Here is a 15,874-nt window from a genome sequence, read left to right on the forward strand (position 1 = left end):
AGCCTCAACCCTCAACCTCAGCCCTCGACCTCGGCCGTGTTGCCAGTTGCCGGCGCCAGCCGCGCGTGCCGGAACTGCGAGCGATGCAGCAGGATCGCCTGAACCACCATCCCGGCGACACCGATCCACAACGCCCACCGATGCCCGAGATGGTCCGCGAGGAGGCCACCGATCGGCGCGCCGATTACGATCGCGGCCCGGTTCAGCGAGCGCATGGTCGCGTTCATCCGCCCGAGCAGGCGGGCCGGGGTGATCGACTGCCGGTAGCCCATCTCGATCGGGCTGTCGAGGCCGATCGAAAGACCGAACATCAGTTGCCCGATGCACAGCAACACCACACCGGCCGTACCGCTGCCGGCGAGCGGCATCAGGAGATAGCCGATCGGCGTGAGCCAGCGGCACGCGATGATCGCCGGCCCGACCCCGAGACGCCGCCCGAACCACCCGGACCCGGTTGCCCCGAACACCGAGCCAACCCCGCTGCAGGCGTAGGTGATGCCGAGCAGGAACGCGCTGAAGTGCAAGGTGTCGAGCACATAGAGCACGTAGACCGTGGTGATCATGCCCTGGAAGACGAACCACAGGTGCGAGGTTGCGGCGAGCGGTCCGAGCGTGCTGCTGCGATATACCCAGGTCAGCCCCTCGCGGATCTCCCGGCGCAGGTGCCGCGGCTGATCGTTGCTCCGGGCAACCTCGGGCGTCAGCGGCCGGACCGTCGCCAGCAGGATCCCGGAGATCAGATAGGACACAGCGTCGACGAGGATCGCGACCGGTGCACCGAGCAGCTTGATCAACGCACCCGCCAACACCGGACCGCCGGTCTGCGCGACCGCGCTGCTCTGCTCGAGCCTCGCGTACGCCGGCGTCAGCTGGTGACTCGGCACCAGTGAAGGCGGGAACGACTGGTGTGCCGCGTCATAGGCCAGCGACAAGATCCCGAAGACCAGTACGACCCCTATCAGCAGCGGTAGCGAGAGAACATCGAGAGCGGCAGAGAGCGGTATCAGGCCGAGAACGACAGCCCGGGCAAGATCCGCTCCGACCAGGAGCGGCTGCCGCCGATGCCGATCGACGTACACGCCGGCAAGCAGTCCGAACAGTAGGTAAGGCAACCATCGAGCCGCATTGAGGATCCCCACCTCCGTCCCGCTGGCGCCCAAGGTGACAACGGCAACAATCTGCAACGCCAGGCCCGTGACCGATGAACCCACCATCGAAACGGCGTCCGCAATCCAGAACCGAACATACGCGGGATACCTCAGCAACCGCGGCTGCTCGCTCATCCGCCGACCCTACCGAACCCGCCGCCTCCGCGGCTCCGTGACGGTAGTCGCTCGCGGGCGAGATGACCCCGCGGCTTTGGGCACGGACCAATCGCACTGACGCCGATACTGGCGACTGGCCCGTGCGCAAAGGCCGCGGGGGCGGTCCTGTGCGACTCACAAGCCGACGGCCTATGAGTTGGCTCTTCGGAAGGGTCAGCTCTTCGTTGCTTCGGCGACGACCTTACGGACGTAGTCGATGTTGCCGCAGTCCGCCTCGATCAACCGCTCGCGCTCGGCACCGAAGTCGGCCCCTAGTCGGGCGCGCTCCTCGTCGCTGAAGTTCGTACGGGCCGGATTGAGCACGTCCCGTTCTTCCTCGTCCAGGTGATGGGAGAGCGCCTCGGAGAGTTCGTGCTCCTTCTCGTCGAAATCCTCGGACCGGGTGTCCTCGACTTCCATCAGCGCGAGCAGCGCCGCGTTGCCCTCGTCGTGCTCATGCTCGGAGTGCTCGACCTCTTCGTCGTCGATCGCGTTCTTGTTCCGCAGCGTCGGGTAGACCTTCGACTCCTCGGCCTCCGCATGCGCGATCAGCACGGTCGCCAGATCTGCCAGCACCGCAGGGCGATCACTTCGCACATCGCGAAGCTCATGCAACGCCTCTTCGAACCACCGGTGGTCGGCAAGGATGATCTCGACGACATCGCCATCGGTGTGCTGCAGGATCTTCGGCATCCGTTTCCTCCAATATCGAGCTCCGACCTGCCAGTACCCGACCCACCCCCTCCCATGCGCCCCCTCGCCGACGGTGACCGAGCCCCGCAGCCCGCCCCGACGCCGCCGTGACCAGCATGGTGCCGCCCCTTCGTGATGGAGCCAGTCGGGATTCCCGCGGGGGACGGTGCGCAGTCGCGCGGCAGGTTCGCCTCAGCCGCAGGCGGATGCCCCATCCTTGTGAACTGCTCACCTTCGCCACGGCCCAGCTGCCTTGCACTGCTCACCCTGGCCACGGCCCAGCTGCCTTGTGGACTGCTCACCTTGGCCACGGCCCAGCTGCCTTGTGGACTGCTCACCTTGGCCACGGCCCAACAGTCTCCCGGACCGCGGACAAGGTGAACCGCGCAATTAGGCCGGGCACAAGCTGCGGGATGCGCATTTGGGCCGGCACAAGCTAAACCGCGTAATTGGGCCGGGCACAAGCTGGGCGGCGCAATTGGGCCGCGTACAAGGTGGGCCGCGTACAGGTTCGCATCCCGGGCCGATTCCGGGGTCCGGCGTGGGGATCCGGGTGTACCGACCGACAGGAAGTGGTCGCGGGGTCGGGCCACCGCCATGGCCGCGCACCGCTGGCAGCACCGGTACGCCGATCCGGCCCAGCGACCACTTCCTGTTCGTCGGTACGCCGAACGCGCGACCACGCCACCAATCGCCCGACGCGGCTGAGTCCGCCAGGTCCGATGCCGGGTTCTTCGACCGATAGCGGCTTCGAAAGGCGCCAGCCGACCAAAAGGCCGCCAGCCGACCAAGGACCCGCCAGCCGACCAGAGATCAGAGATCCGTCAGCCGACCGAAGGGCCGCCAGCCGACCAGAGATCCGCCAGCCGACCAAAAGGCCGCCAGCCGACCAAGGACCCGCCAGCCGACCAGAGATCAGAGATCCGTCAGCCGACCGAAGGGCCGCCAGCCGACCAGAGATCCGTCAGCCGACCGAAGGGCCGCCAGCCGACCAGAGATTCGCCAGGCGACCAAAGGGCCGCCAGCCAACCAAGGGCCCCCAGCCGACCAGAGATCCGTCAGCCGAAGAGATCCGCCAGCCGGTCGCTTCGAAGGGGGAGTTGGCGGGATAGCCTGCGGCGGTGGGGAATGACCGTGCGCTTGTTCGACGTCCTAGTCCGCTTCTCGCCGACGGGCTGATCACGCATATCGAGCGGGTTCCGGTGGATGTGAGGCTCGCCGAGCGGCAGTGGCAGCAGTACGTCGACGCGTTGCGGGCGGCCGGCTGGTCTGTGGTGGAGGTACCGGAGATCGACGAGTGTCCTGACGGGGTTTTCATCGAGGACACGATGGTGGTGTATCGCGATCAGCGGTCCGATTCCATCGGCGCGAACCCAGCTCCGGTTGCCGTCATCGCCCGCTCCGGCGCCGACGAACGCCGCCCGGAGGCAGCCGAGGCGGAACGAGCCGTCGCCGCGCAGGGATACCGCATCGAGCGGATCAACGAGCCGGGCACGCTCGACGGCGGCGACGTGCTGAAGATCGGATCCACGGTGTACGTCGGGCTCGGCGGCCGCACGAACCAGGCGGGGATCGACCAGTTGCGCGGACACCTGGAACCACTCGGGGCCAACGTCATCGCAGTACCGGTGAGCAAGGTCCTTCATCTGAAGTCGGCGGTGACGGCGCTGCCGGACGGGACGGTGATCGGGTACGAGCCGCTCGTCGACGACCCGGCCGCGTTCAAGTCCTATCTCGCAGTGCCGGAGGAAGCCGGTTCGCATGTCGTGTTGCTGGGGGAGGACCGCCTGCTGATGGCAGCGTCCGCGCCCAAGTCGGCCGAACTCTTCTGCGAGCTCGGCTATACACCGGTAGTCGTCGACATCAGCGAATTCGAGAAGCTCGAAGGCTGCGTCACCTGCCTGTCAGTCCGCCTCCGCACCTGACTCACCCCCGCGCGACCCCGATGCTCTCCGCGGCCCCGCTCGGGTGAGCCGCCTCTGTACTCCGGGCCGCCTGGGCGTCTTCCGCATCCTCAGTCGTTTCGGCATCCTCGGCCGGCTCGGCTTGGTGGAGGAGCTTGGTGAGGTCGGGGTCGTCGACAGCGAAGGTGCGGACTGGGCCGGGACTGGTTGAGGCGGCGGTTTCGAAGCGGACGGTGACGCGGCCACGGCCGGAGCCCCAGACCCAGCCATCGCCGTACTGCGGGTGGGTGACGTCCTGGCCCGGGTAGTACCCGACCTGGCGGTCGCGTGGGCGTTCGGGGAGCTCGACCAGGTCGATCGGGGTGTCCTCGGTCTCGCTCTCGGTGAAGAGGTCGTCCTGGATCCAGTCGGCCAGCGAGGAAACACCGACGCCGAGCAGCCGGATACCGCCGGAGATGTCGCTGTCGTCGAGCAAGCGCCGCGCGACCCGGGCGATCACTCGCGGGTCGTCGGTCGGACCGGCAAGTGTCGACGACCGGGTGTGGGTGGTGAAGTCGTGCATCCGGGTCTTGACCGTCACGGTCCGGCCGGACAGTTGCGCCTTCTGCAACCGCTCGGAGACCCGGTGAGCCATCCGGTCACCGATTGCCGAAAGCAAGGATCGGTCGATGATGTCGGTCTCGAACGTGTCCTCGACACTGACCGACTTCGTCTCGCGGTCACTGACCACCGGCCGATCGTCCGAGGCGGTCGCCAGCCTGAACAAGCTGGTGCCGTGCGCCGAGCCGACCTGCCGGACCAGCTCCTCCTCGTCGAGTTGCTGCAGGTCGGCGACCGTCCGGACACCGGCCATGCTGAGGCGCTGCGCGGTCGCGGGACCGACGCCTGGGATGACGGTGACTTGCATGGGCGCGAGGAACTCCGCCTCGGTCCCCGCCGGGACCACGACGACGCCGTTGGGCTTGTCGAGGTCGCTCGCGATCTTCGCGATCAGCTTGGACGTGCCCGCGCCCACCGAGGCGGTCAGCCCGCCGCTGGCCTCCTCGATCGCCGCTTTCAGGTCCTCCGCGATGGCGGTGACGTCCTCGACCGTCAGACCGCTCAACCCGGCGGCCGACAGATCCACGAACGCCTCGTCAAGCGAGAGTGGCTCGACCAACGGCGACAAGGCCCGCATCTGTGCCATCACCGCCTGGCTCGTCAGCCGGTAGATCTCGAACCGAGGACCCAGGTATGCCGCGTGCGGACACCGCGAGCGCGCCTCAGCCGTGGACATAGCCGAGCGCACTCCATACTTCCGGGCTTCGTACGACGCGGTGGACACGACGCCGCGCAAGCCGATCCCACCCACGACGACAGGCTTACCGCGGAGGGAGGGCTTGTCCCGCTGCTCGACCGCCGCGAAGAACGCGTCCAGGTCGACATGCAGAATCGATGGATCAGTGCGCACTGCCCCAGTCTCCCTGCTAGCACCGACAATTCCAGCACCGGCAACGGAGCCGTGACAGGCGTGACAGGCGTGACAGGCGTGACAGGATCGACGGCATGGCGAGCTTCCCGACGCGGTGGGACGACGGCACCACCCAGGACGGACCCGAGCACCAGCTCCACTGGTACGACGAGCGCACGGCGATCATCCGGCAGGCGCTCCGGACGAACTTCGAAGGACCGTTCAGCTATCTGCTGCTCGGCTCAGAACGCGCTCTCCTGCTCGACACCGGCACCGGCGACGCGGACCTCCGCAAGGTCGTCGATGAGCTGCTGGCGGGCCGCGACCTCGCCTTGATCGTCGCCCACACGCACGGCCACGGCGACCACATCGGCGGCGACTCCCAGTTCGAGCAGGTGGTCGGCACGTCGGCCGCGGAGGTTGCCGAGTACTTCGGTATCACCGCCTGGCCGGACGAGATCGTCGAGCTGGACCTCGGAGAGCGCGTTCTCGACCTGATCCCGATCCCCGGCCACGAGGGCTCCGATCTCGCGTTCTACGACCGTACGACGCGGCTGCTGCTGACGGGTGACTCGTTGTACCCAGGCCGGCTGTACGTCCCCGACTGGACCGCCTTCCGCGCCAGCATCCGGCGGCTCGCGGACTTCGTTGCCGCGGGCAATCCCGTCTCCTGGCTGCTCGGCGCGCACATCGAACTGACGAACGAGCCCGGCGTGGATTTCGCGATGGGCGCCGACGTCCACCCCGACGAACACCCTCTGCAGCTCGAGCCGGCCGTACTCGGAGAACTCCAGGAAGCGCTCTCGGAGGCCGGACCCTCGCCCCACCGGATCGTCCGGGACAAGTTCATCGTCTCCCCCCGTTGAACACCCGCACTGCGCCATCCCGCGTGTGGCCGCCTGAGCGAGGACCCGCCCGGGAGCGGTTCGGAGTACCAGTTCGTGACCTTCGGGGCGACACAGGTCACACGCGGGGCAGGGTTCAGGCAGACTGAGGCCAGGTACCGGCAGGGAGAGCGCACCACAGGACAAAACCACTGTTCGACAGGGAGGCGCAGATGGGCGAGGAAGTCGACCGGGTCGAGTTCACCCGGGCGGATCGGACCGCGTTCCGCAATCAGGTCCATCGCAACCTGGACGCGTTCGCCCGGATGCTGCGAGAGTCGCGCTTCGAGGCCGAGCGGCCGATGACCGGGATCGAGATCGAGCTGAACCTGGTCGACGAGAAGTGTGATCCGGCGTTCAAGAACGCCGAGGTGCTGAGTGCGATCGAGGACGACGCGTTCCAGACCGAGCTCGGCCGGTTCAACATCGAGATCAACGTGCCACCCGGCCAGATCGACGGCACCGGCCTGGAGAAGATGGAGCAGTCGATCCGGGCCAGCCTGAACGCGGCGGACGCGAAGGCGTCGCGAACCGGCTCGTCGATGGTGACGATCGGCATCCTGCCCACCTTGATGACAGAGCACATCTCTCGCGAGGCGATCAGCGCCAACCCGCGGTACACGCTGTTGAACGACCAGGTGTTCCAGGCTCGCGGCGAGGACGTGCAGATCGCCATCGACGGCATCGAGCGGCTGCAGGTCACCGCGGACAGCATCGTGCCGGAGGCCGCCTGTACGTCGACGCAGTTCCACCTGCAGGTGACCCCGGAGGCGTTCCCGCGGTACTGGAACGCGGCGCAGGCGATCTCCGGCGTGCAACTCGCGATCGGTGCGAACTCGCCGTTCCTGTTCGGCAAGGAGCTGATGCGGGAGACCCGGATCGCGTTGTTCGAGCAGGCCGCCGACACCCGCACCCATGAGCTGAAGACCCAGGGCGTCCGGCCCCGCGTGTGGTTCGGCGAACGCTGGATCACCTCGATCTTCGACCTGTTCGAGGAGAACTCGCGCTACTACCCGGCCTTGTTGCCGGTCACTTCCGACGAGGACCCGATCGTCGTTCTCGACCGAGGCGATACCCCAGCACTTTCGGAGCTTCGCCTGCACAACGGGACGATCTATCGCTGGAACCGCCCCGTCTACGACGTCGTCCGGGACAAGCCGCACCTGCGGGTGGAGAACCGGGTGCTGCCGGCCGGCCCGACCGTGGTCGACACGATGGCGAACGGCGCCTTCTACTTCGGCCTGGTGCGCACGCTCGCCGACGACGAGCGGCCGATCTGGTCGCAGATGTCGTTCAGCGCGGCCGAGGAGAACTTCCACGAAGCGGCCCGGCAGGGAATCGATGCCGAGGTTTTCTGGCCGGGAGTCGGGACGGCCCGCGCGACCGAGCTCGTACTCCGCCGGCTGTTGCCGATGGCATCGCGTGGTCTGGACTCGTGGGGAGTCGACGCCGAGGTGCGCGATCGGCTGCTGGGCATCATCGAACAGCGCTGCCTGACGAACCGCAACGGCGCTTCCTGGCAGGCGGATGAGTTCCACCGGCTGTATACCAAGGGATCCCACGGTCGCCGCGACGCGCTGCGCGGCATGCTGAGCCGCTACCGCGACCACATGCACGCGAACACCCCGGTGCACGAGTGGCCGGTCGATTAACCGAGTAAGCCGCCCACGTCGCAGCGCGAGACAACGTAGGACAACCCCTGAAGACGGGTCCGCCCCGGCAGAACCGGCAGCCCCTTGCCCTCGGCAACAGGACGGCAACCCCTGCGCCTGTTGGATCCACGCGTACGCCGCGCGCGCCCTCCCGTAGTACAGGTGACTCCGGCCCAGCCGGCGCAGTACTGGGGTCCGAGGCGGCCTGGTACTGGCGGTTCGGGCGGCCGGGGCAGGCGTAGTACAGGCGGTTCGAGCAGCCGAGCGTGAGACGGCGGCAGGTGAGCCTGGCGCGTCGGCCGCGAACCCTGCAAAGGTGTGACCCCAAAACGGTTAGACAGTGTTCGCCGGGGTATGGAGTCGTGAACGCGGAGCGCGTGCTCGCCCTCGTGTTTCGGACACAACTGCCTCACGGTCGCGGTCGCGACACAGGTGGTGCTTTTCCACAGATGCCGAGGCGGGTTCAGGGCAGTATCGTTCGGAACGGGTCGACAGTGACACCCGGAGGTGAGGCAAGTCGATGACGACCATCGTCGTGGGTTATGTGCCGAAGCCCGAAGGGCGCGCAGCGCTCAGGCGGGCGGCAGAGGAGGCGAAGCTTCGCGACGCCAAACTGGTGGTGGTGAACTCACACCGGGGCGGACGCAGCTTCGACAGCGACGAGGCCGCGGTGAGTGATGCCGCGTTGACGGAGGTACGGGAGCAGCTCGACTCGACCGGCGTGCCCTACGAGGTGCGGCAGCTGGTGCGTGGACTCGATCCGGCGGAGGACCTGGTGGCCGTCGCCGAGCAGGTGCATGCGGAGTTCATCGTGATCGGCCTGCGGCGCAGGTCCCCGGTCGGCAAGCTCATCCTCGGCAGCAACGCCCAACGGGTGCTGCTCGACGCTCCGTGTCCGGTGTTGGCCGTGAAGGCCGAGGAAGGGGAGGACTGAGGTGACTTCGACACGCAGCAAGAAGCTGTGCCTCGCACAGCAGCCCGACGCGGACGAGATGTTGAGCAGAGACCCTTTTGCGCTCCTGGTCGGGATGCTGCTGGATCAGCAGATCCCGATGGAGCGGGCCTTCGCCGGCCCGGTGGCGATCGCGCAACGGATGGACGGACCGTTCGATCCGTCGACGGTGGCCGCCTACGACCCGGACGGTTTCGTCGAGGTGGTCGCCGGCCCGCCGGCCGTCCACCGGTTCCCGACCGCGATGGCGGCCCGGATCCAGACGCTGGCCAAACACCTCGACGAGGAGTACGGCGGTAACGCCTCGGCGGTCTGGTCCGATGTGAAGTCTGGGGACGACCTGCTGGCCAGGCTGTCCGCGCTGCCGGGGTTCGGTGCGCAGAAGGCGAAGATCTTCGTCGCGCTGCTCGGCAAGCAACTGAAGGTACGGCCGCGTGGCTGGCGGGAGGCATCCGAACCCTACGGTGAGGACGGCGCCTACAAGTCCGTCGCGGACGTGATCGACGTGGCGTCACTGGTGAAGGTGAGGCAGTTCAAGCAGGAGCAGAAGGTCGAGAAGCGCGTGGTGGCACGACCGATGCGGCAGACCAGGAATAGTTGAGCGCTGAAGGTGGCGGGGGTGCGGGGCCGGCGTCGGATACGTCGGCCCGGGCGCCGGGTACCGTTGCCGGACAGTGGTTCGACCAGATGCTGGCACGCCGTTCCGGGGGTCGCGCGGCGATCGGCCTTGGGCCGCAGATTACAATGTAGTGTTGCCGCCGCCTGACCAGCGAGCAGCGCACAGACATCGCACCGCAATCATGGCACCACCCGCACCATCCGCAACGCAGTACAGCTGTATCAGTAACCCTGCAGACTGCAATCGTCAGACGAGAGGTAATTCGTGTCGTCCAGCTCGTCCGAGAACCTTCCCGCCGAGTCCGTCCGGGCCGTGGCCGCGACCGCCCGGAGCACGGCTCCGAGGACCAGCGCCAGAGTGTCCGAGCCTGCCGCCAAGAAGGCGGCAGTGAAGAAGGCCGCCCCGGCGGCCCAGAAGGCTGTTGCGTCCACCAAGGAGGACGGTATTCCCGCGAAGAAGGCCGCCGTGAAGAAGGCGCCGGCGAAGAAGGCCGTGTCCGAGGCGGGGATCGCCATCGACCCCAAGACCGGCAAGCCGCGCGCTCTGGACGAGGTCGACGAGTCGGACTTCTCCGCCGAGGCGGTGAAGCCGCTGGAGAAGGAGCTCACCGAGGACCAGGGCTTCATCGTCTCCGAGGCCGACGAGACCGACGAGCCCGAGCAGCAGGTGATGGTCGCCGGTGCTACCGCCGACCCGGTCAAGGACTACCTGAAGCAGATCGGCAAGGTCCCGCTGCTGAACGCCGAGCAGGAGGTCGAGCTCGCCAAGCGGATCGAGGCCGGCCTGTTCGCCGAGGAGCAGATCGGCGACGAGGCGACCAAGCTGAAGGACAAGGTCAAGGACGAGTACGAGTGGATCTCGGAGGACGGCCGCCGGGCGAAGAACCACCTGCTCGAGGCCAACCTGCGACTGGTCGTCTCGCTCGCCAAGCGCTACACCGGCCGCGGCATGCTCTTCCTGGACCTGATCCAGGAGGGCAACCTCGGTCTGATCCGTGCGGTCGAGAAGTTCGACTACACCAAGGGCTACAAGTTCTCCACCTACGCGACCTGGTGGATCCGGCAGGCGATCACCCGCGCGATGGCCGACCAGGCCCGCACCATCCGGATTCCGGTGCACATGGTCGAGGTCATCAACAAGCTCGCCCGGGTGCAGCGCCAGATGCTGCAGGACCTCGGCCGTGAACCCACTCCGGAAGAGCTCGCCAAGGAGCTCGACATGACCCCGGAGAAGGTCATCGAGGTGCAGAAGTACGGCCGTGAGCCGATCTCCCTGCACACCCCGCTCGGCGAGGACGGCGACTCGGAGTTCGGCGACCTGATCGAGGACTCCGAGGCGATCGTGCCGGCCGAGGCCGTCTCGTTCACCCTGCTGCAGGAGCAACTCCACGCCGTACTGGACACATTGTCCGAGCGTGAGGCGGGTGTCGTCTCGATGCGCTTCGGCCTGACCGACGGTCAGCCGAAGACGCTGGACGAGATCGGCAAGGTCTACGGCGTGACCCGCGAGCGGATCCGCCAGATCGAGTCGAAGACGATGTCGAAGCTGCGACACCCGTCGCGGTCCCAGGTGCTGCGGGACTACCTCGACTGATGAGCTGTTGATGGGCCGATGATGGGCCGATGATGAGCAGGGCACTCGCCGGCGTCTGGACGCTGGCGATGCCTGCCGTCAGGCCGGACTCCGGCCTGCTGGCCGTCGCCGTACTCACGGCGGCGGCCGTTGTTTTTGCCCTGCTCCTGGTCTCGCAGCTAGCGACCACCCGACCGTCCTCGCCGCTGCTCGCCCGCGCCACCGCCCTGCGTGAACTCACCCGCAAGGCCGCGTATCTCCCGCTCCGCGATCCTGACGCCGCCGGCCGGCCGCGTCCACGAGCTCCCGGAATGTAGCCGGGCTGCCCTTCTTCGGCAGCGCGCGACTCATTCCTTCTCACCTCCGTGGAGCTCTGCCATGCCTTCTTTCCTCGACGTGCCCGTCAGCGGCGCGTATCACCTGGTCAACTGGATCGCCCTGACGATCCAGCCCCTCACCGGCCCGTACGCCGCGGCTGCGGCGATCGTGCTCTGTACGGTGGCCGTCCGCCTCGTCCTCCTGCCGCTCAGCGTTGCCGCCGCCCGCGGCGAGAAATCCCGTACTGCGCTGCTGCCACAGCTGAAGGAGATCACCGAGCGGCATCGCGACGACCCCGAACGGGTACGCCGTGAGGCTGCCGCGCTGCAGGCGGAGTCCGGCTCGGTGTTTGCCGGGTGTCTGCCCATGCTTGCCCAGCTGCCGTTCTTCTGGGTGATGTACCGGTTGTTCTCCACGGCTGTGGTGGCGGGTCAGTCGAACCAGCTCCTGGCCGGCACGTTGTTCGGCGCACCGCTCGGCCTGCACTGGCCGCTTCTCACCGCGACCCCGGCGTACCTCGGCCTCGCAGTACTGCTGGCGGTGGTCGCGTACTTCTCCGCGCGTCGGCAAGCCCGCCTGGTTGAGCAACCCAGCACCGCGCTGTCGGCACGGCTCATCCGGTTGATGCCCTACGGCACGCTCATCACCGCTGCCTTCATTCCGCTCGCGGCGGGGCTCTACCTCCTCACCACGACGGCGTGGACTTTGGTGGAGCGGACGGTTCTGCTCCGCTAAGGCTCCAAGCGACCAGAGCTGGGGCAGCGAGTTTCAGCGGGTGGACGGTTTGTAGTGACAAATCTGCGGAGCTGGGTAGGGTGTCTCGACTTTCCGCCCATCGAATGGAGGCACGCAGTGACCACCGCACCAGTGGTGAAGGCACCACCAGGAGCCAGCCGGACCCGCTATCTCATCCTCGCCATCGCCTTTGTCGGACTCTCACTGAACTACCTGGACCGTGCCAATCTCAGCGTTGCGCTGCCTTTCATCCAGGACGACCTGCACCTCGACCTCAGCAATGCCGAGAAGGGCCTGATCCTCGGTGCCTTCTTCTGGGCGTACGACGGCGCGATGCTCGCGGCCGGCTGGTTCGCGGACAAGGTGGGCTCCCGCAAGGCGTTCACGTTCGCGGCGCTGTGGTGGTCCGTGATCACCGCGCTCACGCCGCTGGCCCGGGGATTCTGGTCGCTGTTCGCGTTCAGGTTCGCGCTCGGCGCGGGGGAGGCGCCGGCGTACCCGAGTGCCACCAAGGCCGCCTCGCGGTGGTTCCCGAGACACGAGAGAGCGTTCTCCACCGCCGTGATCGACTCCGGCTCGCGCGTCGGCACGGTGCTGGCGCTGCCGGTGGTGACGAGCTTGATCGCCTTGGTCAGCTGGCACTTCTCGTTCGTCGTGCTCGGTGTGGTCGGCCTGATGTGGGCAGCAGTCTGGTACTGGTACTACCGCGACCCGATGGAGCACAAGCACGCCAACGAGGCCGAGCGCGAGTACATCGCGGCGCACGGCGCGCGGCTCGAGCAGAACGACGACCAGGACGCGGTGGACGTTCGCTGGCGGGACCTGTTCCGCTACCGGACCGTCCGCGGCATGATGCTCGGCTTCTTCTGCCTGAACTTCGTCATCTACTTCTTCCTGACCTGGTTCCCGTCATATCTGAAGGACGCCCGCGGTCTCGACCTGGCCCAGCTCGGCACCCTCGGCACGTTGCCGGGCATCACCGCGATCATCGGTGGCTGGCTGGCCGGCATCATCGCAGACCGGAAGATCCGGGCCGGCGCTGACGTCACCCGGGTTCGCAAGACCGTGATGGTCGGCGGTCTGCTGGGCGGAGCGGCGATCGTCTTCGCCGCCTCGGCGGGCTCGGTCTATCTCGCTTTGTTCTTCCTGGCGATCTCGTACGCGAGCCTGGCGATCGCGGCCACCGCCATCTGGTCCCTCCCCGGCGATGTCGCGCCGAGCTCACGCCACGTGGCCTCGATCGGCGGCATCCAGAACTTCGCGTCGAACATCGCGGGTATCATCAGCCCGTTCCTCTTCGGCCTCCTGCTAGACCTGTACGGCGGCTCGTACGGGCCGTCCTTCGCGGTCGCGGCAGGCGTCGCAGTACTGGGTGCGTTCACCTACGCCTTCATCGTCGGCAAGGCCGAACCGCTCCCGCCACTGGACCGGCAGCCGGCCCGGGTCCACGACTGAGTGTTCACCTCCGGGTGGCCCGTGGTTGACCACGAGCCACCCGGCGGGGCTCAGGCGTCCGCGGGTGGGAGGGGGAGGTGGACGGTGAAGGTGGCGCCACCGCCCGGAGTGTCGGTGACGGTGACGCGGCCGCTGTGGGCGGCGACCAGGGCGGCCACGATCGAGAGGCCGAGACCTGAGCCGCCGGTGGAGCGAGTGCGGGCCGAGTCGGCGCGGTAGAACCGCTCGAAGACGCGCGCCTTCTGCTCGTCGGACAGACCGGGTCCGCTGTCCGCGACTTCCAGGATCGCTTCGCTGCCGCGGGTGCCGACCGAGAGCGCGATCGGTGCCTGCGGGGGAGTGTGGTGCAGCGCATTGCTGACGAGGTTGCCGAGCACCTGGCGCAGCCGCGCCTCATCGCCTTCGACCACCGGGGCCCCGGAGCCCGGCAGGATCCTCAGCGTGACCGCTCGACCCGGCTGGACGGCCCGCACATCGTGAACAGAGTCACCCGCCAGCGTCAGCAGATCTACCGGCCGACGCTGCAGCGGTCGCTGCTGGTCGAGTCGCGCCAGCAACAGCAGATCGTCGACAAGCAGACCCATCCGCTTCGCCTCGTCCTCGATCCGCTTCATCGTCACCGGATCCGCGGCGCTGCCCTTCTGCCTGGTGAGCTCGGCGAACCCGCGGATCGACGTCAGCGGAGTACGCAACTCGTGACTGGCGTCCGCCACGAACCGCCGCATCCGTTCCTCGGACTGCCGCGCGTTCTCCTCGGACCGCTGCGCCACCTCGGCGGATCGCCTGGCTGCGTCCTCGGACTTGCGCGCCGCGAACTCCGAGGCGGTCCGCTGGGCGAACGCCGTCTCGATCTGCCCGAGCATCTGGTTCAACGCCAGCGAGAGCCGCCCGATCTCCGTCCGCGGATCCCGCTGCGGAACACGCCGGCTGAGATCCCCGCCGGCGATCGCGACCGCGGTGTGCTCGACGTCCTCCAGCCCGCGCAGACTCCGCCGTACGACGTAGGTGCCCACGCCGGCCAGGAGCACGAGCAGGATCATGCCGACCGCGACCTGCACCGCGACCAACTGCTGGATCGTCGTGTTGATGTCGCCCAGGCTCTGCGCGATCATCACCGAGCCGTTGCCGTTGTTCAGCGGTACGGCGAGAACCCGCCAGGTGGCGTTGCCCGAGACCGCCTTGGCGTTGAAGGGCTTGCCGTCGAGATTGCGGACCTGATTCAGGTTGAGAGTCGGCAACTTGGGCAGCGGCTCGGCGTTGGCGTCGTTGAGAGGTGCCCGTCGCGGCACCTCGTTGACGCCCGACGAGTTGGCGAAGCGCACGATAAACGCGCTCGGCAGCAGCGGGCGGTCGGGGTTGGCCGGCCCGGGTCCGGGGCGGCTCGGCGGGTTCCGGTCGGAGTTCTGAAGCGGTACGGACGCCTGTCGCAACTGGTTGTCCACCCGGTCGATCAGGTAGCCGCGCAGGATCGTGGTGGCCGTGAAGCCGGAGGCGACGAGAGCCAGCGCCACCAGCATCAGGAGGACCAGGACGATGGTGATCCGAAGCGGGTAGCGATCGGCCAGCCGCCGGTGGGGCATCAGCTCGGGCCCCGCGGCGTTCTGAGCACGTAGCCGACGCCGCGGACGGTGTGCAGCAGCTTCTGGTCGCCCGTGTCGACCTTGCGACGCAGGTACGACATGTACGACTCGACCACGCCGGCGTCGCCGGCGAAGTCGTAGTTCCACACTGCGGACAGGATCTGGCCTTTCGACATCACCCGCTCGGCGTTCTCGAGCAGGCAGCGCAGCAGCTTGAACTCGGTCAGGGACAGTTGCACGGCTTCACCCGCTTTGAACACCTCGTAGCTGTCCTCGTTCAGCTCGAGATCGGCGTAGCGCAGGACCGCCGCCTCGGTCGGGGACTGCTCGCGGTGACCAGAGCGACGCAGCAGCGCGCGCACCCGGGCGACCAGTTCGTCCAGACTGAACGGCTTGGTGACATAGTCGTCGGCGCCCGTGTGCAGGCCCAGCACCTTGTCCTCGACAGCGTCGCGGGGGGTGAGGAACAGCACGGGCACGTGCCGGTCCTCACCGCGCAACCGGCGGACCACCTCGAAGCCGTCCAGGCCGGGCATCATCACGTCCAGCACGACCAGATCCGGCTCTACCTCCCGGGCCTTGCGGAGCGCCTCGGCACCATGCGTCGCCGTCGTCACGTCGTACCCGGCGAAGCGCAGGCTCGCGGACAGCAGTTCGACGATATTCGGCTCGTCGTCGACCACCAACAGATGCGGGCTCATGACCCCAGTCTCAACCCCGCACCCGTGCGAAGCCTGGAAGGTTCCTGGCAATCCC

Annotated in this window: 14 protein-coding genes; 9 read left to right on the forward strand and 5 right to left on the reverse strand. The window is 67.7% G+C overall.

Annotated elements, in window-relative coordinates; translation table 11 throughout:
* Positions 1-17: 17 nt before the first annotated feature.
* Complete coding sequence (locus ABD210_RS22200; protein ID WP_344113838.1) at positions 18-1,283, reverse strand: MFS transporter; 1,266 nt, start codon at positions 1,281-1,283, stop codon at positions 18-20.
* A gap of 195 nt (positions 1,284-1,478) precedes the next feature.
* The gene (locus tag ABD210_RS22205; RefSeq protein WP_344113839.1) at positions 1,479-1,997 is read right to left on the reverse strand and encodes a hemerythrin domain-containing protein; all 519 of its coding nucleotides are present in this window, start codon (positions 1,995-1,997) and stop codon (positions 1,479-1,481) included.
* Between the two features lie 1,121 nt (positions 1,998-3,118).
* Between ABD210_RS22205 and ddaH the strand changes: the two genes are divergently transcribed.
* Positions 3,119-3,922 (forward strand): dimethylargininase, encoded by an 804-nt coding sequence (gene ddaH / locus ABD210_RS22210; RefSeq protein WP_344113840.1) that lies wholly within the window; start codon positions 3,119-3,121, stop codon positions 3,920-3,922.
* A gap of 1 nt (position 3,923) precedes the next feature.
* On the opposite strand, the gene ABD210_RS22215 is transcribed toward ddaH, so the two are convergent.
* A complete protein-coding gene (locus ABD210_RS22215; protein WP_344113841.1) occupies positions 3,924-5,351 on the reverse strand; it encodes a DNA polymerase IV in 1,428 nt (475 codons plus the stop codon).
* A gap of 95 nt (positions 5,352-5,446) precedes the next feature.
* Between ABD210_RS22215 and ABD210_RS22220 the strand changes: the two genes are divergently transcribed.
* The 8 genes from ABD210_RS22220 (at position 5,447) to ABD210_RS22255 (ending at position 13,538) form a co-directional block, all read left to right on the forward strand.
* Positions 5,447-6,217, forward strand: a complete 771-nt coding sequence (locus tag ABD210_RS22220) for an MBL fold metallo-hydrolase (RefSeq protein ID WP_344113843.1) — start codon at positions 5,447-5,449, stop codon at positions 6,215-6,217.
* Between the two features lie 191 nt (positions 6,218-6,408).
* Positions 6,409-7,887 carry a glutamate-cysteine ligase family protein gene (locus tag ABD210_RS22225; protein ID WP_344113844.1) on the forward strand — a complete coding sequence of 493 codons (1,479 nt, stop codon included), beginning with the start codon at positions 6,409-6,411 and terminating at the stop codon, positions 7,885-7,887.
* A 520-nt stretch (positions 7,888-8,407) separates the two neighbouring features.
* Positions 8,408-8,821 carry a universal stress protein gene (locus ABD210_RS22230; RefSeq protein WP_344113846.1) on the forward strand — a complete coding sequence of 138 codons (414 nt, stop codon included), beginning with the start codon at positions 8,408-8,410 and terminating at the stop codon, positions 8,819-8,821.
* Between the two features lies 1 nt (position 8,822).
* Complete coding sequence (locus tag ABD210_RS22235) at positions 8,823-9,440, forward strand: HhH-GPD-type base excision DNA repair protein (RefSeq protein ID WP_344113847.1); 618 nt, start codon at positions 8,823-8,825, stop codon at positions 9,438-9,440.
* Between the two features lie 282 nt (positions 9,441-9,722).
* Positions 9,723-11,051: an RNA polymerase sigma factor gene (locus tag ABD210_RS22240; RefSeq protein ID WP_344113848.1), complete on the forward strand. Its 1,329-nt coding sequence runs from the start codon at positions 9,723-9,725 to the stop codon at positions 11,049-11,051.
* Positions 11,052-11,080: 29 nt separating this feature from the next.
* Positions 11,081-11,347 (forward strand): DUF6412 domain-containing protein, encoded by a 267-nt coding sequence (locus ABD210_RS22245; protein ID WP_344113850.1) that lies wholly within the window; start codon positions 11,081-11,083, stop codon positions 11,345-11,347.
* Between the two features lie 61 nt (positions 11,348-11,408).
* Positions 11,409-12,083, forward strand: coding sequence for a YidC/Oxa1 family membrane protein insertase (locus ABD210_RS22250; RefSeq protein ID WP_344113852.1), 675 nt, complete (start codon positions 11,409-11,411; stop codon positions 12,081-12,083).
* Positions 12,084-12,200: 117 nt separating this feature from the next.
* On the forward strand, positions 12,201-13,538 hold the full coding sequence (locus ABD210_RS22255) for an MFS transporter (protein WP_344113853.1): 1,338 nt from the start codon (positions 12,201-12,203) through the stop codon (positions 13,536-13,538).
* Positions 13,539-13,588: 50 nt separating this feature from the next.
* Here the strand turns inward: ABD210_RS22255 and ABD210_RS22260 are convergent, their stop codons facing one another.
* Both ABD210_RS22260 and ABD210_RS22265 read right to left on the reverse strand, forming a co-directional pair.
* Positions 13,589-15,118, reverse strand: a complete 1,530-nt coding sequence (locus tag ABD210_RS22260; RefSeq protein ID WP_344113854.1) for a sensor histidine kinase — start codon at positions 15,116-15,118, stop codon at positions 13,589-13,591.
* Complete coding sequence (locus tag ABD210_RS22265) at positions 15,118-15,819, reverse strand: response regulator transcription factor (RefSeq protein WP_344113855.1); 702 nt, start codon at positions 15,817-15,819, stop codon at positions 15,118-15,120. Before ABD210_RS22265 ends, ABD210_RS22260 begins: the two co-directional genes overlap by 1 nt.
* Positions 15,820-15,874: the final 55 nt, after the last annotated feature.

The sequence above is a fragment of the Kribbella alba genome (assembly GCF_039529635.1).
GTDB lineage: Bacteria > Actinomycetota > Actinomycetes > Propionibacteriales > Kribbellaceae > Kribbella > Kribbella alba.

Bases quoted from the DNA above. Each gene is read 5' to 3' on its own strand.
- ABD210_RS22245 (WP_344113850.1), top strand. From the start codon at position 11,081: ATGATGAGCAGGGCACTCGCCGGCGTCTGGACGCTGGCGATGCCTGCC.
- ABD210_RS22225 (WP_344113844.1), top strand. From the start codon at position 6,409: ATGGGCGAGGAAGTCGACCGGGTCGAGTTCACCCGGGCGGATCGGACC.
- ABD210_RS22250 (WP_344113852.1), top strand. From the start codon at position 11,409: ATGCCTTCTTTCCTCGACGTGCCCGTCAGCGGCGCGTATCACCTGGTC.
- ABD210_RS22200 (WP_344113838.1), bottom strand. From the start codon at position 1,283: ATGAGCGAGCAGCCGCGGTTGCTGAGGTATCCCGCGTATGTTCGGTTC.
- ABD210_RS22260 (WP_344113854.1), bottom strand. From the start codon at position 15,118: ATGCCCCACCGGCGGCTGGCCGATCGCTACCCGCTTCGGATCACCATC.
- ABD210_RS22205 (WP_344113839.1), bottom strand. From the start codon at position 1,997: ATGCCGAAGATCCTGCAGCACACCGATGGCGATGTCGTCGAGATCATC.
- ABD210_RS22220 (WP_344113843.1), top strand. From the start codon at position 5,447: ATGGCGAGCTTCCCGACGCGGTGGGACGACGGCACCACCCAGGACGGA.
- ABD210_RS22230 (WP_344113846.1), top strand. From the start codon at position 8,408: ATGACGACCATCGTCGTGGGTTATGTGCCGAAGCCCGAAGGGCGCGCA.
- ABD210_RS22265 (WP_344113855.1), bottom strand. From the start codon at position 15,819: ATGAGCCCGCATCTGTTGGTGGTCGACGACGAGCCGAATATCGTCGAA.